Origin of the sequence: Mucilaginibacter gotjawali (assembly GCF_002355435.1) — a bacterium.
Taxonomy (GTDB): domain Bacteria; phylum Bacteroidota; class Bacteroidia; order Sphingobacteriales; family Sphingobacteriaceae; genus Mucilaginibacter; species Mucilaginibacter gotjawali.
Window position 1 is genome coordinate 6,171,235 of sequence record NZ_AP017313.1, and the last position, 25,054, is coordinate 6,196,288.

General features: G+C 43.5%; 21 protein-coding genes and 1 pseudogene. 10 read left to right on the top strand and 12 right to left on the bottom strand.

Features of this window, described 5'->3' with window-relative positions:
• The first annotated feature begins 5 nt into the window (after positions 1-5).
• From MgSA37_RS27185 to MgSA37_RS27195, 3 genes are read left to right on the top strand one after another with little or no spacing between them, the layout of a single operon-like run.
• Positions 6-2,627 carry a GH116 family glycosyl hydrolase gene (locus MgSA37_RS27185; protein ID WP_096356889.1) on the top strand — a complete coding sequence of 874 codons (2,622 nt, stop codon included), beginning with the start codon at positions 6-8 and terminating at the stop codon, positions 2,625-2,627.
• A gap of 23 nt (positions 2,628-2,650) precedes the next feature.
• Positions 2,651-2,980, top strand: a complete 330-nt coding sequence (locus tag MgSA37_RS27190) for a peptidylprolyl isomerase (protein WP_096356891.1) — start codon at positions 2,651-2,653, stop codon at positions 2,978-2,980.
• A 32-nt stretch (positions 2,981-3,012) separates the two neighbouring features.
• On the top strand, positions 3,013-3,708 hold the full coding sequence (locus tag MgSA37_RS27195; RefSeq protein WP_096356893.1) for an SMUG2 DNA glycosylase family protein: 696 nt from the start codon (positions 3,013-3,015) through the stop codon (positions 3,706-3,708).
• Positions 3,709-3,923: 215 nt separating this feature from the next.
• Here the strand turns inward: MgSA37_RS27195 and MgSA37_RS27200 are convergent, their stop codons facing one another.
• Positions 3,924-5,351, bottom strand: coding sequence for a DUF1593 domain-containing protein (locus MgSA37_RS27200; protein WP_096357783.1), 1,428 nt, complete (start codon positions 5,349-5,351; stop codon positions 3,924-3,926).
• Between the two features lie 285 nt (positions 5,352-5,636).
• Between MgSA37_RS27200 and MgSA37_RS28915 the strand changes: the two genes are divergently transcribed.
• Both MgSA37_RS28915 and MgSA37_RS27205 read left to right on the top strand, forming a co-directional pair.
• Positions 5,637-5,957: a hypothetical protein gene (locus tag MgSA37_RS28915; protein WP_197706051.1), complete on the top strand. Its 321-nt coding sequence runs from the start codon at positions 5,637-5,639 to the stop codon at positions 5,955-5,957.
• A gap of 47 nt (positions 5,958-6,004) precedes the next feature.
• Positions 6,005-7,630, top strand: a complete 1,626-nt coding sequence (locus tag MgSA37_RS27205) for a sialate O-acetylesterase (protein ID WP_197706052.1) — start codon at positions 6,005-6,007, stop codon at positions 7,628-7,630.
• A 164-nt stretch (positions 7,631-7,794) separates the two neighbouring features.
• On the opposite strand, the gene MgSA37_RS27210 is transcribed toward MgSA37_RS27205, so the two are convergent.
• The 4 genes from MgSA37_RS27210 to MgSA37_RS27230 all read right to left on the bottom strand — a co-directional run bounded on the left by MgSA37_RS27210 (position 7,795) and on the right by MgSA37_RS27230 (position 12,059).
• Complete coding sequence (locus tag MgSA37_RS27210) at positions 7,795-8,955, bottom strand: formylglycine-generating enzyme family protein (RefSeq protein ID WP_096356894.1); 1,161 nt, start codon at positions 8,953-8,955, stop codon at positions 7,795-7,797.
• A gap of 27 nt (positions 8,956-8,982) precedes the next feature.
• Positions 8,983-10,356 (bottom strand): sulfatase-like hydrolase/transferase, encoded by a 1,374-nt coding sequence (locus tag MgSA37_RS27215; RefSeq protein ID WP_096356896.1) that lies wholly within the window; start codon positions 10,354-10,356, stop codon positions 8,983-8,985.
• Positions 10,357-10,983: 627 nt separating this feature from the next.
• Positions 10,984-11,481: an anti-sigma factor gene (locus tag MgSA37_RS27225; protein WP_096356900.1), complete on the bottom strand. Its 498-nt coding sequence runs from the start codon at positions 11,479-11,481 to the stop codon at positions 10,984-10,986.
• Positions 11,478-12,059, bottom strand: a complete 582-nt coding sequence (locus MgSA37_RS27230) for an RNA polymerase sigma factor (RefSeq protein WP_096356901.1) — start codon at positions 12,057-12,059, stop codon at positions 11,478-11,480. The genes MgSA37_RS27225 and MgSA37_RS27230 overlap by 4 nt, the downstream gene beginning before the upstream one ends.
• 339 nt (positions 12,060-12,398) lie before the next feature.
• Here MgSA37_RS27230 and MgSA37_RS27235 point away from each other — a divergent pair, with 339 nt between their 5' ends.
• The gene (locus MgSA37_RS27235) at positions 12,399-12,782 is read left to right on the top strand and encodes a DUF6249 domain-containing protein (RefSeq protein ID WP_232010744.1); all 384 of its coding nucleotides are present in this window, start codon (positions 12,399-12,401) and stop codon (positions 12,780-12,782) included.
• A gap of 99 nt (positions 12,783-12,881) precedes the next feature.
• On the opposite strand, the gene MgSA37_RS27240 is transcribed toward MgSA37_RS27235, so the two are convergent.
• Both MgSA37_RS27240 and MgSA37_RS27245 read right to left on the bottom strand, forming a co-directional pair.
• Positions 12,882-13,391, bottom strand: a complete 510-nt coding sequence (locus MgSA37_RS27240) for a DinB family protein (protein ID WP_096356903.1) — start codon at positions 13,389-13,391, stop codon at positions 12,882-12,884.
• The gene (locus MgSA37_RS27245; RefSeq protein ID WP_096356905.1) at positions 13,369-14,595 is read right to left on the bottom strand and encodes a sensor histidine kinase; all 1,227 of its coding nucleotides are present in this window, start codon (positions 14,593-14,595) and stop codon (positions 13,369-13,371) included. Before MgSA37_RS27245 ends, MgSA37_RS27240 begins: the two co-directional genes overlap by 23 nt.
• A gap of 484 nt (positions 14,596-15,079) precedes the next feature.
• On the opposite strand from MgSA37_RS27245, the pseudogene gltX reads away from it, so the two are divergent.
• A pseudogene (gene gltX, locus MgSA37_RS27255) lies at positions 15,080-16,602 on the top strand (glutamate--tRNA ligase).
• A gap of 274 nt (positions 16,603-16,876) precedes the next feature.
• The gene (locus MgSA37_RS27260; protein ID WP_096357787.1) at positions 16,877-18,178 is read left to right on the top strand and encodes an amidohydrolase; all 1,302 of its coding nucleotides are present in this window, start codon (positions 16,877-16,879) and stop codon (positions 18,176-18,178) included.
• Positions 18,179-18,229: 51 nt separating this feature from the next.
• On the opposite strand, the gene MgSA37_RS27265 is transcribed toward MgSA37_RS27260, so the two are convergent.
• Positions 18,230-19,024: an endonuclease gene (locus MgSA37_RS27265; RefSeq protein ID WP_096356909.1), complete on the bottom strand. Its 795-nt coding sequence runs from the start codon at positions 19,022-19,024 to the stop codon at positions 18,230-18,232.
• 15 nt (positions 19,025-19,039) lie between these two features.
• Positions 19,040-20,365, bottom strand: coding sequence for a DNA methyltransferase (locus MgSA37_RS27270; protein WP_197706053.1), 1,326 nt, complete (start codon positions 20,363-20,365; stop codon positions 19,040-19,042).
• A 209-nt stretch (positions 20,366-20,574) separates the two neighbouring features.
• Between MgSA37_RS27270 and hflX the strand changes: the two genes are divergently transcribed.
• A complete protein-coding gene (gene hflX / locus MgSA37_RS27275) occupies positions 20,575-21,759 on the top strand; it encodes a GTPase HflX (RefSeq protein WP_096356911.1) in 1,185 nt (394 codons plus the stop codon).
• A 92-nt stretch (positions 21,760-21,851) separates the two neighbouring features.
• On the opposite strand, the gene MgSA37_RS27280 is transcribed toward hflX, so the two are convergent.
• The 3 genes from MgSA37_RS27280 to MgSA37_RS27290 all read right to left on the bottom strand — a co-directional run bounded on the left by MgSA37_RS27280 (position 21,852) and on the right by MgSA37_RS27290 (position 24,060).
• Positions 21,852-22,646, bottom strand: a complete 795-nt coding sequence (locus tag MgSA37_RS27280) for an undecaprenyl-diphosphate phosphatase (RefSeq protein WP_096356913.1) — start codon at positions 22,644-22,646, stop codon at positions 21,852-21,854.
• A gap of 105 nt (positions 22,647-22,751) precedes the next feature.
• Positions 22,752-23,033: a DUF3098 domain-containing protein gene (locus MgSA37_RS27285; RefSeq protein WP_096356915.1), complete on the bottom strand. Its 282-nt coding sequence runs from the start codon at positions 23,031-23,033 to the stop codon at positions 22,752-22,754.
• A gap of 82 nt (positions 23,034-23,115) precedes the next feature.
• Positions 23,116-24,060, bottom strand: a complete 945-nt coding sequence (locus MgSA37_RS27290; protein WP_317046617.1) for a cell division protein FtsX — start codon at positions 24,058-24,060, stop codon at positions 23,116-23,118.
• Positions 24,061-24,488: 428 nt separating this feature from the next.
• Here MgSA37_RS27290 and MgSA37_RS27295 point away from each other — a divergent pair, with 428 nt between their 5' ends.
• A complete protein-coding gene (locus MgSA37_RS27295) occupies positions 24,489-25,007 on the top strand; it encodes a thioredoxin family protein (protein WP_096356917.1) in 519 nt (172 codons plus the stop codon).
• Positions 25,008-25,054 lie beyond the last annotated feature (47 nt).

Genomic DNA, 25,054 nt, shown 5'->3' on the forward strand with positions numbered 1-25,054 from the left:
TGCGTATGAAAAATAAGTCTGACCGGAGGGACTTTCTAAAAAATATTGGCGTAGGCAGTGCAGCGGCCATTTTACCGTTGCGGAAGTTAGGTATTGCAGATCCCCCAAAATTAAACCGCGAGGAGGCAGCTTCATCCGGTGAACAAGCTGCGAAACATTCCTATAACTCAGCCTATACCGGGCAACATTTAAGCCGCGTTGCTTTTCCGATCGGGGGTTTGGGGGCGGGCATGTTTTGTTTGGAGGGATCAGGCGCTATCTCGCACGTATCCGTTAAAAATACGCCCGATATATTTAATGAACCGGGCCTTTTTGCTGCGGTATCAGTTAAAGGCATTACAAACGGGGCTAAACTATTGGAGGGCCCGGTGCCCGACTGGAAAAAATTCGGTTTAAAGGAGGCGGCCAACGGATTGGGTGGCGCTACAACCGGATTACCCCATTTTCATCATGCCAGTTTCAAAGCCAGGTTCCCGTTTGCTTATATAAATATTACAGATAATGATCTTCCGTTAAAAGTGCAGCTAACCGGCTGGAGTCCGTTTATTCCAACCGATGAAGACAATTCGGGTTTACCGGTTGGCGCAATTGAATATAAGTTTTCCAATACAGGTAAAAATCCCCTTGAAGCCATTTTTTCATTTAATACCAAGAACTTTTTGACCGTCGACAGCGGAAAAAACGCCATTCGCCCTATCCAAAATGGTTTTATTTTAACGGAAGCCGGAACTAATGAAAAGCCTTTTAGAACCGATTTTGCAATTTTTACGGATGAAGGGGACACTTTGGTTGACCATTGCTGGTTCCGCGGCGGTTGGTGGGATCCGATTACTATGGCCTGGAACGAGATAAAAAGCGGCAAGTACAAGTCAAACCCGCCGGTTGAAAAAGATGCACCGGGCGCAAGTTTGTATGTGCCTTTTAAACTTTTACCCGGAAAGGAAAAAACAATAAAAGTAATGTTTGCCTGGTACACGCCAGACTCGGAACAAACCTACGGGCAAATGGGAACGCGTAAAGAAAACTGCGACCCGGCGACAGGTTGCTGTAATACGCCCGAAGATTTGGCTATTGACAAATACGATAAGGGCTTTAGCGGCAAATTCTACAAACCCTGGTACAGCAGCAAGTTTGCCAATATTGAAGAAGTGAGCGCTTACTGGTTAAAAAGCTATACTGAACTAAGGGAAAAATCAACGCTTTTTAAAGATGCGTTCTTTTCATCGACCTTACCGCCCGAAGTTATGGAGGCGGTGGCATCAAATCTGTCCATATTAAAATCACCAACGGTAATGCGGCAGTTTGACGGCCGGTTATGGAGTTTTGAAGGTTGCGGCGATAACTGGGGTTGCTGCCACGGCTCCTGCACCCATGTTTGGAACTATGCGCAGGCGGTTCCGCATTTGTTTCCGGCGCTTGAAAGAAGTTTAAGACATACCGAATTTTGCGAAAACCAGGACGCCAACGGACATCAGACTTTCAGGGCCAACCTGCCGATTCAGCCCACTAAACACGATTTTCACGCAGCGGCCGATGGCCAGTTAGGCGGTATTATGAAAGTTTACCGCGAATGGCGTATTTGTGGCGATCATACCTGGCTCAAAAAAATGTACCCCATGGTAAAAACCAGCATGGATTATTGCATCAGCACCTGGGACCCAAGGCACCGTGGCGCTATCGAAGAGCCGCATCACAATACCTATGATATTGAGTTTTGGGGCGGCGATGGGATGCATACCAGCTTTTACTGCGGTGCATTAAACGCTATGATCGCTATGGGGAAAACCTTAAACAAGGACATCCGGGAATATGAGCAACTATCCGCCAAAGCAAAAAAACTGCTTGAAACAGAACTGTACGATGGCGAATATTTTATCCAGGAAATAGCATATAAAGGATTAAACGCAAAGGACCCGGCTAAGGCGCAATCATTTGGTGGCGAATATTCAAAAGAAGCACAGGAACTGCTTCAAAAAGAAGGCCCCAAATACCAATATGGCAAAGGCTGCTTATCGGATGGCATTTTGGGTGCCTGGATAGGGCGGATGTGCGGGGTTGAAGAAACCATCGATCCCCAAAAAATAAAAAGCCACCTGCTGGCTGTTTATAAATATAACCTGAAGAAAAACCTGAGCGAGCACGCCAACCCGCAGCGCCCCACTTACGCATTAGGCGATGAAGGTGGCCTGTTGTTATGCACCTGGCCCAAAGGCGGTAAACTGTCGTTGCCTTTTGTTTACAGCGATGAGGTATGGACAGGCATTGAGCACCAGGTAGCGTCGCACCTGATGCTGATGGGGTATGTAAAAGAGGGGCTGGAGATTGTGCGCGCATCGCGAGACAGGTACGACGGACGCATCCGCAACCCTTTTAATGAATATGAATGTGGCAGCTGGTATGCCCGCGCACTTTCAAGCTACGGTTATTTACAGGCCTTAACAGGCGTGCGGTATGATGCGGTAGATAAAACCCTGCATGTGGATTCAAAAATCGGCGATTTTACAAGCTTCCTCTCTACTGAAACGGGTTTCGGAACGGTAAGCCTGCACCGGGGGAAGGCATCCTATAAAATTGTTTATGGTCATATAGATATTCAAAAAACAATGGTTTCGGGGAGGCTGGTTTAGGTGCCTCAAATTAAATTTAAAAGATGGAAGTTGCGGCAAATACTGTAGTTGCTATAAGATACGTAATGAAAAACGGGCAGGGCGAGGTTTTGGAAGATATAATGGATAAACCTCCTGTTGAATATTTGCATGGATCTGGCGATATATTGCCGGGGCTTGAAAAAGGATTGGACGGCCTGCCTGCGGGGTTTTCCAAACTGATCAAATTTACCATTGACGATAATTCACAGGAAACCTATTTCATCAACGTTAAAATTGACAGTATCAGGGCGGCAACACCTGCCGAAATTGAACGGGGTAAACCTGAGCCAAAACATGCTGATAATAGCTGCGGGCCTGGTTGTCGCTGCTGATAGAATTCAGGGAAAAACATTTACCTTGCCTTATGACGTTTGCCGATAAAGTAATCTTGTTCAATAGAAACCTGGAGTATACCGGGCCGGCGCTTCCGGAGGGGATCCGGATTATGAATCCTTTTAAGGAATTTGCGCAAACCATGCAAATTGCGGACGCTTTTTACCATAAATATTACAACGACTATAATACCCGCCATTTGATATTGGGTATTAACCCTGGCAGGTTTGGCGGTGGGCTAACGGGTATCCCTTTTACTGATCCAAAAAGATTAGTCTCGGAATGTCATATCGATTATAAAGGCAAACCAACGCACGAGCCCTCTTCGGTTTTTGTGTATGACATGATCAACGCTTTTGGCGGCCCTGAAGCGTTTTATAAAAAATTCTACATCAACTCACTGTTTCCACTTGGTTTTACAAAGGTTGAAGCAAACGGGAAAGAAAAGAATTACAATTATTACGATAGTAAGGAACTGAGCAAAGCTGTGACGGAACCCATTGTGGACAATATCAGAAAGCAGATTGCCTTAGATGTAAAAACAGATGTTTGCTTTTGTTTTGGCACCGGAAAAAACGAACAATTTTTAAGCAGGATTAACCAGGAAAATCATTTCTTTAAAAAGATCGTCGCATTGGAGCACCCCAGGTTTATCATGCAATATAAAACGTTAAGTAAACAATTTTACATCCACAAATACCTGGAAGCTTTTAACAACTGCGAATGATGAGCCATTCATTTTCTTGATCATGTTCAGCGGCTAGCGTCGTGTCAACCATAAATTGACCAACCGTAAATCTACAAGTTCATTGAACACAAAAAGCACAAAAAAGGGTTTACAAAAGGTTTACATATTCAAAAGCAGTAGTTCTGTAAATATTTAATAATCAGTTGTTTATATGCTTACGTATTAAAATAGGGTTTACACTATTTTAAATAACCTCACTTTGGTAAAACCGTTACAATCACCCGTTTATATCTTGTCAATGCGGGTGTCCCCTTATCGGTAACTTTCAAAATAAAATGGATGGTTACTGCGCTATCAACAACCGGCGCGGTTACAGGCACATCGTAGATGTTTGCTGAATAGGGCGCAAAGCTAATGTGGCCGTTGTAAGTGCCAGCCTCAGCATATTGCAGCCACAGGTAACTTAGCGAGTCGCCATCAGGATCGCTGGTCCCGGCTGCGCTGAGGTGGAACTGTTGCCCGGATTTTACTGTCATCCTATCGCCGGATGCGAGGTGTGGAACCGGGGGGTGATTGCATTCTTTATAGCTTTTGGTTGTCCATTGCATACGGGCTGCAAAATCGTTCTGATACTCCAAACGCCAGCGCCAGATCGTAGCCTGGTTGTTGTTATAGCCCTTTTTGTCAACGGGAGATATCAACGAGTCATTAGCGTTCGTCCATATCGGACGCGTTTCCGGCTCGTCTTTCGGCCAATTGTCCCGGTGGAAGCGGCCTGTGTTGGAATCTTCAAACTTTGGCAGGTAATATTCATATCGCCCGCCCCAGCCACCATAATCAGGATGTTCAGGGTCACTGAGCCCATTGTCAACCAGGTTTAAAAAACTGGGCGTATCGCCTTCCATGCCATAAGCAACATCAGGGTAAGCAGCGCCAAGCGGGCCATGGCCCTGTTGTATGTTTTTTGCCAGCCAATCTGCTGATACCACTTCTGTGTTCGACCCCGGCATACCAAATGACATACCCAGCCAAGTTGCCCTCGTATAGTTATATCCAGGTGTTACAATAAAAAATATTGAAGGGAAAGACTTTCTGATCCATGGGCCGCTGTCATCCTGGTCGGAAATGGTATAAATTCTTACCTTTTTATAGATCTTCTCTGCATCGGCAGCCGGAAGCGTGTTTTTAATTTTCCAAAGCGCCTGTGCAAGTGCATTGGTGCCACCCCAAACCGTAAACCATACGGGTCGGGCATCGGGCTTTTTTAACACATTAACAATCAATTCAGCGCCTGGCGAATCGTGCCCCTGCCCTACACCTTCCATGCCGTAAACGGCGGGTCCATAGCTTACTTTTCCCTTCAATGTCAATGCCGCAGGGTAGCCCTGCTCGTGTTTAAGTAAATTGGGTTGTGCCTTATCATAAGCATCCAGTATTCTTAAAATGCTTTCCGGGGCAACCCTCGTCTTTTGGTGGATAGAGGTGGTAGCAATCAAACCTTCTACATCCCATTCATTGCAATAAGTTAAAAAACGCACCAATGATTCAGCGTCGTCCGGGTCGGCCTCGATATCTGTCATCACTACTACCCTCGGTTTTTTTTCAGGCTGAGCCGTCAGTTTACAGGGCGCCATCAATAAATACACGCCGGCAATTAGCAGTAAAAATTTAATCCTGTTCATGTTTCTGGGTGGATTAAAGCTGGTTATAAATGAGATGACGCTTTTAGCTGTCATCGGGATTTTAAAATTGGTTTGCGTTTGTTTGTTAACCGGTCAGTCTCCAATGGGTTCACAACTTTCAGCATGGCTTGCCTCAATCCATTGTAAAGCCATGCCGCCTGCATAGTTGTTGTTTATTTTGCAGTATTTGCCTCATAAAACGCCCGCGGAGCATATTTTATCTGGCATGCAAAATGCAAATAAAACGGTATGAATCAAGTAATTTAATTTTAATAGTTTTACGGCATGATTGCTAAAACGTTTTATAAGCTTGTTAACGGCAGGATATTATTGCCCGGTTTGTTTTTTTTTATTTTTAATACAGGCGCTGCGCAAATTGTGCTGCCCGCCTGTTTTACCGATAACATGGTTTTGCAACAGCAAACAAAAGTGAACCTTTGGGGAACTGAAACTGCAGGTAAACCTTTTACCATTGTAACCTCATGGAATAGCAAAACCTATAAAGTTAGCGGCGATGCAAATGGTAACTGGCAACTTAAAATAAATACACCTGTTTACGGGGGCCCTATACCATTACATTTGATGATGGCAAAATATCGACGCTGAAAAATATTTTGATTGGTGAGGTTTGGGTATGCTCGGGGCAATCAAATATGGAAATGCCTTTAACCGGTTTTTATGGCGATGTACTTAACCTGGAAAAAGAGTTGATGGATGCGGCTAATTACCCCGAAATAAGGATGCTGAAGATTGATAATAAAACCAGCTTTACTCCACAACCCCACGTGCAGACCAAAGGCGGCTGGGCCATATGCGATCCTCAAGCCGTACGCAATTTCTCGGCAGTAGCTTATTTTTTTGCAAAGAATTTATTTGCTGACAAACATATACCTGTAGGTATTATCAATAGTACCTGGGGCGGCACGGTTGCCGAGGCCTGGACAAGCGGCAGCGCCTTAAAAACAATGCCCGCCTTTGCACCATTTGTAAAAGCTATTGAAGGTGGCCTCACACAGCAAAAAATTGATGCGCAGTATCAAACGCAGGTAAGGGAGTGGATAGATGCTGTCAATGATAAGGATCCGGGTTTTCGGCAAAGTAAGCCAATTTGGGCCGAGCCGGCTTTTGACGATTCTGCCTGGCAAAAAATGACACTGCCGGCCTATTGGGAACAAGCAGGCGTCCCCGCCTATGATGGTACTATCTGGTTCAGGAAAAAGGTGATCATTCCGGCATCCTGGGCCGGCAAGGACTTAAAACTAAACATGGGCGGGATTGATGACTACGATGTTTCTTATTTTAACGGGACCGAAATAGGTCATACCGAATCGTTTTTTTATAAACGAAGCTATACCATTCCCGGGACCCTGGTAAAAACCGGCGAAAACACCGTTGCCATCCGTGTTTTTGATAACGGCGGCCTTGGCGGTATTGACAAGGGCCCATTGCAATTGACGCCGGCTGCCGATACTACTGGTCAGATTGATTTGGCGGGGGAATGGGTTTATCACGAAGCCAACGTGCTTACGTTATTGCCACAGCCGCCGGTACAATCAAACAGCCCTAATCGGCCAATGCTTATTTATAACGCCATGATCAACCCCATTTTACCCTACACAATAAAAGGTGTAATATGGTACCAGGGTGAAAGTAATGCAGATAGGGCCAGTCAATACCGCCAGCTGTTCCCCCTGTTAATAAAGGATTGGAGGCGGCATTGGGGCGAAGGCGATTTTCCTTTTTATTTTGTGCAGATCGCTAATTATGCTGCAACAGACCAACCGCCCGCAGCTGATTGGCCCGCACTGCGCGACGCCCAGTTAAGCGCGCTCAGCCTGCCTAATACAGGTATGGCCGTTACCATTGATATAGGCGATGCGTACCGGATACACCCCCAAAACAAACAGGAAGCAGGGCGCCGCCTGGCATTAATAGCACGTTCAAAAACTTATAACGAAAATATACCCTATTCGGGACCTGTTTATAAATCACAGGTAATTAGGGGCAATAAAATTGAACTGAAATTTACCCATACCGATAATGGCCTGCTTGTGAAGGGCGACACGTTGAAAGGATTTACCATAGCGGGTGCTGATAAAAAATTCTACCCCGCCCTGGCTTATATATCCGGAAATAAAGTAACAGTAATGAGTAACAGGGTTGCCATACCTGTTGCTGTGCGTTATGCCTGGGCAAATAACCCGGCCTGCAATTTATATAATGGGGCAAATTTACCTGCTTCACCATTCAGGACAGATGATTGGTACGATATCAGGTAGCTAAAAGTAGCAGGATTGTGCTGGTAGTGGAATAAAAACGGGTTGGGAATATGATCGGCGCGTCCTTATTTAAAAGCTGTTTTAAATTTCAAAGAAACCAGTAACCATCATGCAGCAATGATTCTAAAAAATGGTTTCGTCCTGTGCTCCCGGATATTAAAAATTCATTTATCCTTAACACATCTGAAGCCACCGTTTTCGGTGCTGCTATCTTCGGTGTTTTTCATCCTTGCGGCAACCTGGAAGCCCGAGCAATAACTATCGTTACATAAAAATGAGCCTCCCCGCAGTACCCTTTTCTGCGCATAGGGCGCCATGGGGTCGTAACTTTTAGCTGGCCCTTCCGGATTGCGAACGCCATTAATCGTATTGATCGTGCTATAATATTTAGAACTATAGAGGTCGCTGCACCATTCCCATACATTCCCAGCCATGTCATACAGTCCATAACCGTTCGGGGGGAATGACTTTACCGGAGAGGTATAGTAAAATTTATCAACCAATGTGTTTTGATCGGGAAAATGCCCCTGCCATATATTAGCTTTGGGTTTTCCGACATTGACTGGCTCATTTCCCCAGGCATATTCTTTGTCAATCAAACCTCCCCTGGCGGCCCATTCCCATTCAGCTTCTGTTGGTAAACGTTTATGTGCCCATTTACAATAGGCCTGGGCATCATACCACGATACTTGTACAACCGGGCAATTTCCTTTTCCATTTATATCACTACCCGGCCCATGAGGGTGTTTCCAGTTGGCGCCATTTTTCCACGACCACCATTGGCTCACGTCGGTAAGGCTGATCGGGTGATCCGGCGGCGTAAACACCAATGAAGCAGGCACAAGCAATTTATCATCGGGTTTTGGTGTGCCTGGAGGGGCCTGTTTTTTCAATTCATTCCAATCGGGTTTTCTTTCGGCCGTGGTAATATACCCGGTGGCCTTTACAAAGGCATCAAATTCATTATTGGTAACCAGCGTTTTATCCATCCAAAAACCATCAAGGATTACTTTATGCCTTGGAAATTCATCGGGAAAAGCCTGTTTAACGGCTGATCCCATCATAAACGAACCGGCGGGGATCCAGGTCATCCCATTTTTTGAGATGGCAGTTCCATTATCATTGTGCAGTATTTCTGTTTTGGCGGGTTTCGCCAGCACTGCAAACCTGGCTGGTGTATTTGATGAACAGCAAACTGCCACTTTTACATTTTTTACCGGCGACTCTTTTAGGCCTGAAATATGAATATCAGGCTTGTGTTTGTTTTCGCACGCATAAAGCAATGCAAATAATACTAATGATCCGATAGTGTTGCTTAACCTCATCTTTATGTAATAGCTCTTAAAACCGGCTCATGGCAATTGCTCCTGGCTCAACGCTTTTTGAAGTTTTTGTTTTATAACAAGCTCTGCCGGTGTTGGCTGCTTAATTGGGTATCTTTCATCAAGATCTGTTGTAAAATGATAAAACAACCCCTTACGATTACCAAGGTTATAGAGCTTATATTCAGTATCCTGGGCATAGCTAATCGGCTTAGTCGTCGTGAACACATTTGGCACCAGGAACGGGTAGGGGTCGAAATAGCAATACGTCCAATTACGTGCGTTCCCATTGTTGCCAAATAACTGGGGATAAAATGAAACTCCGTCACCGGGTGGCCTGCTTTTTACTTTTGCCATATCCAAAAAAGTAGGGGCAAAATCGGTGAAATCTATCAGGTTGTTATTAACCCCGGGTGTAATATAACCTGGCCAATACACAAAAAGCGGCACATGTGTTCCAAACTCCGTAGTTTGCCCCTTTTCGCCAGCAACCATTTTGCCCTTATAAAGGGAATGATAAGTCACTTCGCTGCCATTATCACCGGTAAAAACGATAATTGTATTTTTATCTAAACCGTCAGCCTTTAATTTGTTTATTAAAACGCCAACTTTTAAATCTAAATAATGGGTCATTGAACCTATATACGTTGTATCGTCAATTCGATCATCAAACGACTGAAATGATGCATCTAATGGCGTAGGTTGATGGGGCTGGTGCACCAGCATAAATGAATAGTAGATAAAAAACGGCTTATCCTTATTTTGATCTATAAAACTCAATGCATAATCGCTGGTAATGTCTTCGCTGTATTTACCGATAGTTACATTCATTGGCAAAACGCCCATTGGATCATACAGAGTGGGATCTTTATACATATAACCGACCCTGGAAAGGGTGCTTGCGTCCCAAACACAATAATCATCAAAACCCACATCCTCAATTGCGGTATTACCGCCATCCAACTGCCATTTTCCTACCACGCAGGTTTTGTACCCGTTATTTTGAAGCGTCTTGGCGTACGAAATATATTGACGGTTATATGCTCCCCAGCCCAATTGAAGGTAATTCCGGTAATTATAAACGCCTGACAGCAATTCGACGCGTGATGGTGAACAAAGGGGGGTGCCCCTGCATTGATTGAATACCATTGCATTTGCCGCAAGGCTATCTAAATGAGAAGTATTATAAGATTCCCCGCCGTCGAACGTAGGCATTTCATAACCCATATCGTCAGCAAGTATAAATATAATATTGGGTTGGCCCGGAGGCGGAGCGGTGCCACCACCGCCAGGTTTTGTGGTGGTATCGCGGGTTGGGGGAGTAACAGGTATTTTATTTTTTTTACAACTACAGGTAAAAAAAACCAGAACAATCCCCAGAAGGAGTATTCGTTTGGCGATCATGTAATAGGGGTGTTAATGTAATAAGTTGGTACTAATTGTAATGTTATTAAGTTGCCACTAAATATAAATAATTTTTGTGTTAAAAAAAATGACTTATAGCATAAAAAAAGAACGATTGTGCCGGCAATTCTTTTCCGTTTAACGGAATCCCTTTCTATTAAACAGAATTCTTTATCCGTTAAGCGGTTGGTTATTACTAAAATAGTAATACGTAACATCCTGTAGTTTCGATACAAATGTTAAAAAAAAAGCTACCGCGGTGATTTTGCCATCACTTTTAATTGCTTACGCCTGGCTAAAAAAATTCAGGTATTCGTTATTAAAAAAGGCTGCAGTAAGACAATGCAGTTTTAATCGCAAAACTTTAAAAACACGATAGTGGAATGAGAGGACTTGCAGGGGCATAAAAAATAAAAGCCCCCCACTTTGCGCGGGGGACTTTCAACCTAAACCTTATCACAATTAACTGGCGAGTGCCAGTCAGTTTACCATATTACAATTATTGTACCAACCGCAAAACACAACCCTGATAATGAACATCCCTTCAAAATCATCTTTTTTTGATGTTCCAAATTGCCAGAAAACTGAACATTTTTGCAGAATTTGTCGGTTTTGCCATACAACGTATTAACCCTGCGTTGCTGACGCCTTTTTACGCAGGTAGCTGTCCAGTAAATATAATGCCAGTATTACATCAAAAAACACAAAGCCTTCTACTGCAATTTTGGTTTTTCCAGGGTCAATGCTCGGCATTTTAACGCTATATGTCAAATTGACAGGCGCGCCTACCGCCGACCAGTTGACGCTTGCAAAAACCATCACCAGCATAGCCACAAGGGTAACCGCAAAGAATATGGTTATGCCGATAATTATCTTTTTATTGATCCTGGCTTTAAGGGGCACCATCGCGTTTTCGGTACGGATGGTTTCCAATACATTATAAGTAAAAGCCATTGATGGCTCATCCAGTTCAATTGCCGAAAACTCCTTATCCAGGCTCAATAACTCCTGGTACTTCATCCTGTATGCTTCATCCCCGGCAATAAGCGCTTTAATGATTTTTTGCTCCTCGGGCGTGCAATTACCATCAATATAGTTCCAAAGTATTTCCTCTATGCTATTCATATCAGTTCTTTAGCTTCGTATTTTAAATTGCGTTCCAGCTTTTCCTTTAAACGCTGGCGCGCTCTGAATAATTTTACCTTAACCGTATTTGCCTCCATCCCCAATGCCTGCGCTATCTCTTCCAGCGATTGCTCGCCTTTGTAAAACATCGTTATAATAGCCGCATCATCGGGCAAAAGCTGGTCAATCGCCTGGTTAAGGTAAAAGGACCTCGATTTATTTTCTACATTGTTAACATCATAACCTGATGGACGGTTTTCCAGTTGAATGATGGTATTTTCGTCATCAATTGAATCTGTATCCACCCGCTTCTTACGTAAAAACGTCATCGCCGTAGTATAAACAATGCTGTACAACCACGTACTGAACTTTGATTGCCCCTGGAAAGATGCCAGCGAACGATATGCTTTGATGAAACAATCCTGCGCTATTTCTTCCGCATCTTCCCTCACCTTAGCAAAACGCATCGCCAAAGTAAACACAAAACGCTGGTGCCGCTTCACCAGGTCGGCGTAAGCCGCCTGGTTTCCTGCCAGTGTCTGTTCAATCAACTCGGTATCTGAAAGCTTGCTTTGCATTTGTTATAGCTCTCTGACGTGCGTTTGCTTGTTGAGGTTACACCATTTGTAAATATACTTATTTAGTTTGCAGTTTGGAGTGAGCAGTTTGCAGCAGGAGCAATGCGCTTGTCGCCCTCATGCCAGGCGCCCCTTTGTTTAAGAAAACGGTCGGCGCCAACGCGAGCATTTGAATCGCGCCCATTTGCAAGTTAAGCCTGCCAACTGCAAATTACTAACTGCAAACTTTTTTTCTAAAGAGTGTAACCTCCTTAAAAACAAGGTCGTCATAGCTTGCAAATACACCGGAAGGGGTGTTTAAAACAAAAAACATTTATAAACTTTTAAAAAATAAATATTATGGATCGCGCAGCAGAATTAGGCGTAATGGCCGGAATCATAGTTCCTTTAGCATTATTCGCCATGATCTTTGGCATTGTATACCTGGCAAAACGGGAAAGACTGGCCATGATTGAACGTGGGATGGACCCACGCAGGTATAAACCCCAATCAGCACCTTTTCAAACCCTTAAATGGGGATTGTTACTGATAGGTGCCGGTACCGGCTTGTTTTTAGCCTATGTATTGGATCACACCTTATTCAGTAAAATCAGCGATATGGAAGATGGCGGAAATGTAGCTATCTACTTTGCCTTAATCGCCATATTTGGCGGATCAGGTTTATTCCTTTCCTACAGGATCGAAAAAAAGGAAGCTGATAAGAATGGTGAGAAGGTTGATTGAGTTGGATTAAGTTGATTAAGTTAGATTAAGTTGATTAGGTGAGTGGTTGTTTTCCAACTTAATCTAACTTAATCAACTTAATCCAACCCAATCAACCAATTACAAATACCGTTCTTTCAAAATCTTAATATGATGCATCTCATGGCCTGCAATCATATAGGCCAAAGCCCTGACGGAAACCGGATTGCCGCTTGCAATCCCTTTCTGCAAGGTTTGCTCTTCGGTAAATGATTTAAATAAATAAAGGGTTGATTCACGCACTGTATTAAACTCATTGGCCAGGTCTTCCAGTGAGCGGCTGTTAAAAGTAGCTTTTTCCATATAAACATCCTGGTCAAAACCCGGCAACGCTATCGCTTCGCGCGAGAAAACAAGCGCACGGTAAGCAAATACCCTTTCGGTGTCGGTAATGTGGCCTACTACCTGCTTCACTGTCCATTTACCGTCTGCATAGGCATATGCCGCCTTATCCGGATCTATCCTTAAAAATAGGTTGTAGGTCATTTGCTGCAGGTACTCCAGTATTTCAATAATCGGGCCATTGCCCACCAGGTCTACGTACCGGGCGGCAAATGCAGAATATTCATCAGGCTGCGGTCTGTTTATCATGTCGTATGTTTTTTAATATAATCCTGAAAGTTGTTCCTTTGCCCATTTCCGAATCGCGCACAAAAATCTGCCCGTCGTGGTAGTTCTCCACCATTCGTTTGGTTAAGCTGAGGCCAAGCCCCCAGCCACGTTTGCGGGTGGTGTAACCCGGCTGAAACACCGTATCGAATTTCGAACGGGGAATACCTTTGCCAGTATCCGAAATATCAATAAACACCTGTTTTTTGATCTTATTCCCGGAGATGTCCACCTTTATTTTACCCTTGCCTTCAATTGCGTTTACAGCATTTTTCATCAGGTTTTCCAGCACCCAGTCAAACAGGGGTACATTGATGCCGGCCAGCAGGTGCGGGTTACCGGTTAACTCGAAGCTGATGTTTTTACTTACACGTATTTTAAAATAATCAACAAAATCCTTCACCACATCATAAACTTTATGCTCTTCCAGTTGCGGTTTCGAGCCGATCTTTGAAAAACGGTCGGCCACAATTTCCAGCCGTTTCACATCGTTTTCCATTTCGCCGATCAATGGATCATCTTCTGCGTTGAATTTCTCCTTCATCAGCTCAATCCAGGCCATTAACGACGAGATGGGCGTACCCAGCTGGTGGGCCGTTTCTTTGGCAAGGCCCACCCAAACCTGGTCCTGTTCCGACTTGCGCGACGAACTGAAAGCCGTATAAGCCAGTAATAAAAATATCGCGATAACAGAAAGCTGGATGTAAGGGAAGTATTTTAGCTGGGTAAGCAAATCCGAATCCTTATAATATACCAGCCATTCGGTATCCAAAACCTTCAATTTAATTGGCGTATGCTGCTTCTTCATGTTAGCCAGCTCGGCTTTAAAATACGCTATATCGTATTTTTTGTGAATTTTGCCCGGTGTATTATCCTCGGCCTCCAGTTTGATAAAGGTTTTGGTTGGATCAAGGCCCCTTGAAAGTTGGATGTCTCCCCTGTTATTGGTAACGATTGCCGGCACTATCGAACTATCGCGTACAGCAAAAACATAACTTAAAAAGTCATTATCGTCTGACGCCAGCACCTGTTTCATGCTCATGGCCCATACCTGCGCGCGGGTTCGCTCTGATTTGGCTATATTCCTCACCAAATAACTGGTGTATAGCAATGAGCCACTGGCGATAACCACCGCGAAGGTGAGCAGCGAGTATTTCCAGCGTTTTTTTTGTTGGTACGGGTTCATGGGTATAGTCCGAAAGTCCGGAAAGTCAGTAAAGTCCGAAAGATAATTTTGCCCAAAATACGGAAAAAGTGGGGAAAGTGCGAAATTGGGTTTGTATGCCGGCCTTTTCCATAGCGATGGGTTTAAAATCTAGAGTGTTCGAAACTTTTTTTTTCACCCTCTTTACGGCGTGCCGTAGAGAGGGTCGGAGAGCCTGCCGGCAGGCAGGCGAAGCGAATCCGGGGTGAGTAAACTCGCCGCCATGCATTGGCGGTAATGTCCGCCGGGGTTGACTCACCCCGACTACGCTCCGCTGGTCGACCCTCTCTTTTGCAAGCAAAAAAGAGGGTAGCTGCAATTGTTTTTGTTTCGAACACTCAAGGTTTAAAATTCATCGCTATGAGGGAATTGCGGTGTAACCCAACACGCACAGCATTACAACAATTTTCGTCTTTCGGACTTTCGGACTTCCCGACTTCCGGACTTTCCCTATCTTTGTCCCACTATGTCCGATAAAAAAGTTAGAGTAAGGTTTGCGCCAAGCCCTACAGGCGGTTTACACCTGGGTGGCGTGCGTACGGTATTGTTCAATTATCTTTTTGCCAAACAGCATGAAGGCGATTTTATTTTAAGGATTGAAGATACCGACCAGAACCGTTACGTTGAAGGCGCCGAGGATTATATTTTGGATTGTTTAAAATGGTGCGGTTTAACACCGGATGAAAGCCCGGTGGCCGGCGGCCCTTATGCTCCCTATCGCCAGAGCGAACGCAAAGCCATTTACCGCGAGTATGCCGAAAAACTGGTGCGCCAGGGCCATGCTTACTACGCTTTTGATACCCCCGAAGAACTGGACAAAAACCGTAAAGAGATCCCCAACTTTCAATACGGGCAGGTGTACCGTGATGGTTTGCGCAATTCACTCTCGTTAACCGAACATGAGGTTGATGAACTGTTAGATGCCCATACCCCGCATGTTATCCGTATAAAAATGCCGGCTGATGAAAGGGTGAGTTTTACCGATATGATTCGCGGCAATGTGAGTTTTGAAACCAACCAGGTGGATGATAAAGTATTATTAAAAGCCGATGGGATGCCAACCTATCATTTGGCTGTAGTGGTGGATGATTATCTGATGAAGATCACGCACGCCTTCCGCGGGGAGGAGTGGTTGCCATCGGCCCCGGTGCATTTATTGCTCTGGGAGTATTTGGGCTGGAAAGCCGATATGCCTGAATGGGCGCATTTGCCGCTGATATTAAAACCCGATGGCCATGGCAAATTAAGCAAACGCGATGGTGCGCGCCTGGGTTTCCCGGTATATGCCATGAATTGGTTTGACGCAAAAACAGGAGAACTTACCCCGGGGTTCCGCGAACTGGGCTTTTTGCCCGAAGCCTTTTTAAACCTGTTGGCTACCCTCGGCTGGAACGATGGGACCGATCAGGAACTCTTTTCGCTGGATGAACTGATCGAAAAATTCTCTATCGATCGCGTAAGCAAAGCCGGCGCGAAATTTGATTTCGAAAAAGCCAAATGGTTCAATGCAGAATGGATTAAGAAGTCTGAAGCCTTGAGTCTGAAGTCTGAAGTCAAAAAGATTTTGGAGGACAAAGGCGTTGTGGTTTCAGATGAGGCCTATTTGCTGAAAGTTATTGATAAAATAAAGGACCGCGTTGTTTTACTGCCTGATTTTTACCAGCAGGCGGCTTATTTTTTGAGCAGCCGAAGGAATATGATGCCAATTCCGTAAAGCCCAAATGGACAGATGCCAAAACTCAGTTTTTCATCAGCCTGATAACACTGTTTGGTGCAACAGAGGCATGGGATGAGGCCAGCCTGGAAGCGGCATTCAAAGCGCACGCCGAAGAAAAAGCCATCAAAGTAGGCGAGCTGATGTTGCCTTTCCGCATTATGCTGGTAGGTGGTAAATTTGGCCCGCATGTATTTGACATTGCCGCGCTGCTTGGAAAGGTGGAAACCATCAGGCGGATTGAAAAAGCGCTGGAGGTGTTTACGGCTGAATAAAACCAATTCAAGTTGTATGGTACAGACGTTTGCAGGCGATAGTTGGGCGCCTTGTTAACTGACGCCCCCCCCCGGGCCCCCTGAACCACCCGATACAGATGAATAAGCCTGGGACACCTGGTACGCCAATAAATTCTGTGTTTTGCTTGTATTTTTAAAGAAAAATCCGTATAAACACAGCGTCCAGTTAATTTATAGGCCATTCTTTCCGTTTTTATATGCCATGGTGCTTAGGATTACGGCGCCTTCTTTTTATCTTAGTGAAAAATCACAGATGAAAAAACTTTGCCTGCTGCTCCTTTGTGCCCTATCAAGCGCTGCTTATGCTCAAACCGCTCTGCTAAAAAAAGAAGTGATACGGAAGGCCGATTCCCTGGAAAAACAGGTGATCGCCTGGCGCAGAGATTTTCATGAGCACCCCGAACTGGGTAACCACGAGGTCCGCACGGCGGACATCATCGCCAAATATCTGCAATCGCTCGGGCTCGAGGTAAAAACAGGAATAGCCACAACCGGCGTGGTTGGTATACTGCGCGGCGGCAAACCCGGCCCGGTGGTTGCCCTCCGTTCCGAAATGGACGCTTTGCCGGTTACCGAACGTACACCCGTTGCATTCGCATCAACTGCTAAAACGACCTATATGGGCCAAACAGTGGGCGCAATGCATGCCTGCGGGCACGACTCACACATGGCGATGCTGATGGCGGTTGCCGAGATACTCACTTCTATGAAAAGCGGGCTGCATGGCTCCGTAAAGTTTATTTTTCAGCCTGCCGAGGAAGGCCTGGCGCCGGGAGAAGTTGGCGGCGCCGAAGAAATGGTTAAGGAAGGCGTACTTGAAAATCCCAAAGTGGACGTGATCTTCGGGCAACATATTATTTCTTACATCCCAACGGGCACTATTGTGTACCGGCCCGGCGGCGAGATGGCTGGTGTAAACGGTTTCCATATAGTAGTAAAGGGCAAATCGTCGCACGGCGCAATGCCCTGGATGGGTACCGACCAGATCGTGATCTCGGCCCAGATCATCAATAACCTGCAAACCATCGTAAGCCGTAATATAAACCTTACTGAAAACCCGGCTGTTGTTACCGTTGGGGCCATCAAAGGCGGCAACCGTGGCAATATCATCCCTGATTCCGTGGAGATGGACGGCACCTTACGGTCGTTTACCGATGCGGATAAAAAATTGCTGTGGGATAAAGTAAATGAAATTGCCACAAAAACGGCCGAAATGCAGGGGGCAACTGCAAAAGTAACCATGGGCAATAATTACCCGGTGACTTATAACGACCCGGCACTGACCGCTAAAATGGGTGCTACATTGCAGCAAACTGCCGGCGCGGCAAACGTAAGTATTGGTCCCGCGGTTACAGGCGCCGAGGACTTTAGTTTTTACCAGCAAAAAGTACCGGGTTTGTTTTTCTTTTTAGGCGGCATGCCCAAAGGCGGCGACCCAAAAACTACTCCCGCAAACCATTCGCCCGATTTTTTTATTGATGAAAGCGGATTTGCATTGGGTGTAAAAGCTTTGTGTAATTTGACTTTGGACTATATGAGTGCTAATAGTAAATAGATTTTTAGCAATAGTAATATTCAGACTAAAAGGGTGGTAACAGTTGCCCTTTTATTGGCTTCTCGTTTTATAATTTTCTAATTCTTCTGTTGTCAGCTCACCGTGGGCAACCAAACGATAATGTTTTTCAGTTGTTATTACTATTTCATTATTATACATCTCAAATTCAAAAAGAGCAATTGCTTTATTATTCATGAACTGAGCTGCAATCGGCTTACATATCAGAGACGGAAATTTTGATGCGCCAATTGCAAAATCTTGCTCAATTTGCACGACGCCCAATTTATCAGTGCCGCCCTTGGCTTGTACAGGAATGATATAATGAACGCCTCTTTTGTCAATACCAATGTAAATTTCATCAGTTTCTACCTGCCCTATTTCAGGAACCGTTGTTCGCAAATGGCTTTGTAATGAATAGCAAGTCAAACCCGTGAATATATCAATAAGGCGATTATATCTGATACCTGCTAAAAGTGCTTGTTCATCATTCATCGCATAACTGCTAATAATACCTGGCGTAGAATCTGGAATTTTTGTTTCTGCTAAATGCTCTGTTGGTTTAAAATAGGTTTGTTTGGTTATAACGAGTTTATATAAGGCGCGGCCTGTTGACCGGATAATCCACTCAAACCCTTCTGGTGCCGTATCAATTATTGTTTTAGGCAATGCAATACGATACCGAAAAGAATAAAGAACATCACCCAAATTCTTTGGCAGTTTAATTTCCAATTTAGCCGCTGTGTGTTCAATTTCTTCCCTGGTAAAAGGTATTTCAGTTGCGCCGGCTTGATAAGAATTAAAGAAAATGGATTCTATTATTTGCGAATAACGATTTATTTTTGCCATATTATTTTCAGTAATTTAACCACGCCATCTTAAGATCACGACTTCTTCATTTAAATTCGTTTTCGTTATTGTCGAATACCTTGTTCTAAATAAATCAATCCGTTCAAGTTCATACCCTAATGATTCTGCAATCTCACCTATGAGTCTGCCGGTAGGAATCATTACACGTAGATAAGATGCTTGATCTCCTACAACGTAAGCCAATTGGGCATTAGGTTTTAAAACAGACTGCAATTCAATAAGATGCTTCGCTATCCCACCAAAATAAAGTTTTGTTACTCTATGGTAAAGTCTTTCAAAGCCTGACGTTTTTCCCAATTCGATTCTTTTATTTTCAATTTCATCGGCTATTCTTTGAATTTCTGGAAAGCCTTTTACATAATCGTCATCACTGTCCCCCTTATAAACTCCTCTTGTATTTGAGCGCAATAAAGATTTTTTTAATACTCTTAATTCTTCTTTACTATTTATAAACCCCAATAATACAGATTCAAGCCTGGTTGTACGGGTATAATCTTTTTCATTAGGGTATGGCGGAGATGTGATAACCGCAGATATTTTTCTCCCATTAAGTAGGTTTTTTAAATTTCTGGAATCGGAAAAAATGGACTCAGATTTGGCAAAATACTTTCCTTTAGATGATTGAATGTCGTCACAAATCATTTGCATCTGTTTGAACCACGTTGACACTACGTTAACATCCTTTTTTATTTTCCCAATTCCCACTTCTGGACCAAAACGAAGGTTGCTCACTTGGTATACCAGCGAATTACCAAAGGCCACTGCAAAGTATTTATAATAGGACGTTTCCTTATATTTATTTATTTGATCGAGTAGAACAAGAGATTTATGAAGAGGTAAGGCGCTAATTGAATTTTTCAAAATTAATTTCCCCTGTTCGTCACTTAATTTCCTTAAACAACGGGCTTCCCCAGAATTTAGCAGGGGATCGTCGAAAATTCCCTGTTCACCAAATTCTTTGAGGGCATTGTCGCTAATTACATTTGCGTGTTTCAATAAAGCGATTGGATCTATTTCCCAATTTATTTTTACAGCACTAGCTAAATGGACAAAATTGTTTGCTTCAATACCAATCGAAGGAATGTTTTGCAGTTTAGCCTCTATGAGCGTTGTGCCCGTGCCACAAAAAGGATCAAGAAGCAGGTCTTCCGATGTTAAGCGAAATTCATTTATATACTTTCTGACGAGATGTGGAGGATATGAAAGAACAAATCTGTACCAGTCGTGAAATTCTCTATCTGACTTGCCAAGTTTGTTTTTTTCCGAATTTTTAATTTCGTAATCTGTTGCTACTGCTTGCACCCTTTGTTTTTTATTCAAAATAACAATTTATCTGGTTCATTTTATGTTAAGCAAACTTTAAAGCAAGTACAAAAAATAACAAATTGGATTTATTTTTAAGTATTATCAACAGTTCATTCGATTTACTTTCCTTATAGTTCTTGATATCAAATCTAAAACATTGGTTATGTCACGTAATCCTTTCCATTTCACTAAATTTGTACCCTGATTGTTAAATCATTTACTTAATGAAACAAAAATTTTATGATACTGCTGTGAAGCAGGAACGTGCTGTTTTGGTTGGGGTGATCATCCAGGGTGAAACAGATGAACAAGCGAAAGAATACCTGGAGGAGCTGCAATTTTTAGTGGCTACCGCAGGCGCGGAAACCGTTAAAAGTTTTACGCAGAAATTGACGCGGCCTGACAGGGCCACCTTTGTCGGCTCGGGCAGGCTGGAAGATATCAAAGCATTTGTTACTGCTGAAGAGATAGATATGGTGGTTTTTGATGACGAGCTCACCCCCTCGCAGTTGCGCAATATTGAAAATGAGTTACAGGTAAAAATCCTCGACCGCAATAACCTGATCCTGGATATTTTTGCGGGCCGGGCACAAACGGCCCAGGCAAAATCGCAGGTGGAACTGGCGCAGTTACAATATTTACTGCCCCGTTTGACCCGTTTATGGACCCACCTTGAACGCCAGAAAGGCGGTATCGGGATGCGTGGCCCGGGCGAGTCGCAAATTGAGACTGACCGCCGGTTGATCCTGAACAAAATAGATCTGCTGAAGGATAAACTAAAACTTATTGATAAGCAGAACGCCACACAGCGTAAAAACCGGAGCCAGCAGATCCGGGTGGCTTTGGTAGGTTATACCAACGTTGGCAAATCCACCATTATGAATATGATCTCCAAATCGGAGGTTTTTGCAGAGAACAAGCTCTTTGCAACGCTCGATACTACCGTAAGGAAGGTGGTGATTGAAAATGTACCCTTCCTGTTATCGGATACTGTTGGGTTTATCCGCAAACTGCCTCACCATTTGGTAGAGTGTTTTAAGTCGACGCTTGATGAGGTGCGTGAGGCGGATATATTGGTTCATGTGGTAGATATTTCGCACCCTAATTTTGAGGACCAGATCCGCACGGTAAGCGAAACGTTAAAGGACATCGGCGCAATAGATAAAAAAACCATCACCGTATTCAATAAAATAGATGCCTTTAAGCCGCTTCAGCACGGAATGGAAGAACAGGCAGAACCTATTACCCTGCACGACTTTAAAAATAGCTGGATGGCTAAAAATAACAGCCCCGCCATTTTTATATCGGCCACTAAAAAGGAAAACATAGAGGAATTCAGGTCGCTTTTATACGAAGAAGTAAAAGCCATGCATGTGGAAAGGTATCCTTACGACCAGCTGCTATATTGAAATTGGTAGAGACGCAATACTTTGCGTCTCCGGATTACATTAAATGTTGCATCTGCGCAGCATAAAAATCAAAGACGCAAAGTATTGCGTCTCTACACCACCTGTAAATTGTAGCCGCTCAGGATTAAACCAATAATAACAGCCCCAACTACAATTCGGTACCAGCCAAAAAGTTTAAATCCTTTTTTCTCTAAAAAAGTGATGAATGATTTGATAGCGATCATCGCGATGACAAAGGCGATCACGTTGCCGATAACCAATAGTTTAATCTCGTCGCCCGTAAAGGTATACCCGTCTTTATGAAAGTCCCATAGCTTTTTAGCTGTAGCCGCAAACATAGTCGGCACTGCCAGGAAGAATGAAAATTCAGCGGCGGCCGTACGGGTTAGTTTTTGTGACATACCACCCACGATAGAAGCGGCCGAACGCGATGTGCCGGGGATCATAGCCAGGCATTGAAAAAAGCCGATCTTAAGTGCGGTTAAACGGCTAATATCTTTTTCAGCAGTTACCGTTGGCTTGTTGAACCATTTATCAACAAACAAAAGAATGATACCGCCAACAAACATGGTAATACCCACAGTCAGCGCGCTTTCAAGCATTGCATCTATTTTTTTGCTGAACAATAGGCCAAAAACGGCTGCCGGTATAAAAGCAATTAAAAGTTTAATATAAAAATTAAATGACTGTAAAAACCTTTTATAGTACAAAACCACTACAGATAAAATAGCGCCCAATTGAACGGCAACGGTAAAAAGTTTTACAAACGGATCGGAAGCTATACCCATTACCGAAGAGGCAATGATCATGTGGCCCGTTGAAGATATTGGCAAAAACTCCGTAATTCCTTCAATTATAGCGAGGACTATTACATGTATAATATTCATGTGAATGGATTGAATAAGTTGATCGTGGTGGATTGAGTTAGGATGACAAGATATATGGCAGTTGAGTTCGATTAACTCAATCAACCGCGCTCTTAATCAACGTAATCAACCATTACCCGGTTTCTTAAATATGGCAAAAAAACCTATTGTAAAACCGCCGAGCACCACTAATGGGGCGATCACAATTTTAGTAGTGCTGTAAATATCGGTATTGCCTGACATGAGGATAAAACCGAAAGCCACCACCGCGATACTAATGATCAGCAGACGGTAATTGCCTTTATCAAATATAAAATGCAATGAATTGGTATCAGGTGATTTGACTGCGGGCTTTACCGGCGCAGTTATTTTAACCGGAATTACTTGTTTTGCAGGTTGTTGTGCCATATCTTTTAATTAGTGAATTGTTGAATTAATGAATTAGCGATTTACTGCCGAAATAAACCTTTCAGCTTTAACCTTTCGCTTTTTACCTGTATAAATTATATATTTTTAAGCGTAAAAATTTGTTGACTGCCAAAAACGTGCTGAAGCCCGAAATGAAAATTCCCAGGCCAATTATCACGAAAAAGATAAGGCCGAATTCGGTGTAATTGCGCAATATCACCAGGTCGGGTATTTCTTTATAAGCGAGGCTGAGGGTACCCACCAAAATGAGGATAGCGATTAACGCACCTAATATCCCGTGCCAGATACCATAAAGCAAAAACGGTTTCCGGATAAAGCCCTTTGTAGCGCCTACCAACTGCATCGATTTGATGAGGAAACGCTGGGAGTAAATGGCAAGGCGGATAGTATTGTTGATCAACGCCACCGACAGCACCACAAAGATCCCTGCAAAAACCAAAATAACCAGGCTGATGGTTGTGATATTCTCATTCATCTGGTCAACCAGCGATTTTTGGTACTTTACTTCTTTGATCACCGGGTTTTTCAGCAGTTCAGTTTTAAACTTCCCGATATCTGTGTTATTGGCATATTCGGCCTTTAAATAAACGTCTATTGATTGCGAAAGGGGGTTATAGCCTAAAAACTTTACAAAATCTTCGCCCAGGTCTTTTTGCAGGTTACGGGCCGCAAGCTCTTTGCTCACATATTGCGCCTGTTTTACCATTGGGTTGGTTTCAATCTGTTTCTGCAACTGCATAACATCCGATTCATGTGCGGCGTCATCCACGTACACATTCAATACGATGTTTTCCTTTACGTAGTTCGAAAGGTTGTTGGCTTCAACCAAAATAAGGCCCAGTAAGCCAACCATTGATAATACCATGGCAATGCCAAAAACGGTAGATATGTATATCGTTTTTGTTTTTTTGCCGATGCGCTTTCTTCGAACTCTTCCATGTTGTTTTGAGTGAATGGTGAGTAGTGAATGGTGAGTAACAAGTGCTTTTAACTCACTACTCACCATTCACTACTCACCATCTTATTTTGCGAAAATAAGAAACCTTGGCCTAAAGGTAAAAGTTTATCTGTTATTATTATTGTTAAAGGCGATAAACCGGCCGCGTTTAACAAAATTTAACGAAGCTACCCCTGTAGTTTATTGGTTATATTGAATCCGGAATTATTTTTCAAACTGATTAAAACACTATTTTTTGAGGCAGGAAGAGAAAGGCCATTGCAAAGGGTGGTAAATTATGACTACTTTTAAATAGGTGATTAAAGATCGCCCTGGTTATATCTTGCAGGAATCAACATAAACGTACCTCTCCAATAATAAACCCGGTTAGCCGTTGTTTTTTCTATAAAGCACGTCAATGAAGAAGTTATATCCAACTTTATCGATAGGATAAGTAGAATTTTAAATATATTTGTCGGCCTTTAAAATATTTTAACATGAAAAACCTAATAATAGCCCTTTTAATTACAGCCTCAGGTACCGGTGTATTGGCCCAGGCTTCGCCCCCTGTTAAGCTTACGGATACGGCGAAATTATATCATCCCGGCGCTGATGCCAAAGCCGAAATTGCACAGGCAGTTAAAAAAGCCACCCTTGAACACAAAAATATTTTGCTGCAGATTGGCGGAAACTGGTGCGTCTGGTGTATCCGCTTTAACGACCTGGTAACCAAAGATTCTGTTTTAAACAAATATGTGCGCGACAACTACGTAGTGCTGCATGTAAATTACAGCAAAGAAAATACGAATGATGAATTGCTGGCTAAACTTGGTTACCCGCAACGATTCGGGTTCCCGGTATTTGTAATACTGGATAATAAAGGAACACGGCTGCATACCCAAAATTCAGAGTACCTGGAAGAGGGAAAAGGACACAGCAAAGAAAAAGTACTGGCGTTTTTTAAAGACTGGTCGCCGGCCGCTATTGACCCCAAAAATTACCAAAAAACAAAATAACCGGTTAAACCATCGCCCTGCCAGGTAAGTCCTACAAAAAAATTAAT